This is a genomic window from Kitasatospora arboriphila (genome assembly GCF_039528095.1).
Lineage (GTDB): Bacteria > Actinomycetota > Actinomycetes > Streptomycetales > Streptomycetaceae > Kitasatospora > Kitasatospora arboriphila.
Window position 1 is genome coordinate 1 of sequence record NZ_BAAALD010000307.1, and the last position, 543, is coordinate 543.

The following is a 543-nucleotide window of genomic DNA, read 5'->3' on the forward strand; positions in this document are numbered from 1 at the left end:
CCAGGAGCCGGTCGACGAAGACCAGCTTGTACTTCGCTCCGGCGCCGACGGCCCGCCGCCGCGGCCGGTCGCACAACTCGGCGTCACGCCGGGCCTGCCACACCGGGCCCAACTCGGCTACCAGGTCAGCGATCACCACCTGCGACAGGCCGGTGATCCGACGCTCCGAGACGATCAACGCACGTGCCGCAGTCCCCACCACGTCTGGTCCAACGAGCAACTCGCTCACAGGCCACGGCTAACCATGCACGAGGTCGTTAGGCGGCTTGGTGTGTGCCAACTCGCCTTCAGATAATGGGAATTCCTGGTCTCGGTCCACCGGCCCAGCGCACGAGGTGGCGCGGCTGGCCGTTACCCTGTCTCGCGGTTCAGGGGCGGGCGGCCCGGTTGAACGCCTCGGCTATCCGGACGCTTTCCTGGGTGCGGCGCAGCTCGGTGTAGGTGCCGGCGGTCAGGGTGCGGAGGGCCCCGAACGGCCCCCAGCCCGATGCTCCGGCAGCGTTTCGCTAGCCAGCCTGGTCAGACAGGGAAACTCTGCTGCGG

General features: G+C 68.9%; 1 pseudogene. It reads right to left on the reverse strand.

The features are described 5' to 3' along the window. Window positions 1-229: pseudogene (locus ABD353_RS40125) on the reverse strand (hypothetical protein); the annotation flags it as partial. Between the last annotated feature and the right edge of the window lie 314 nt (window positions 230-543).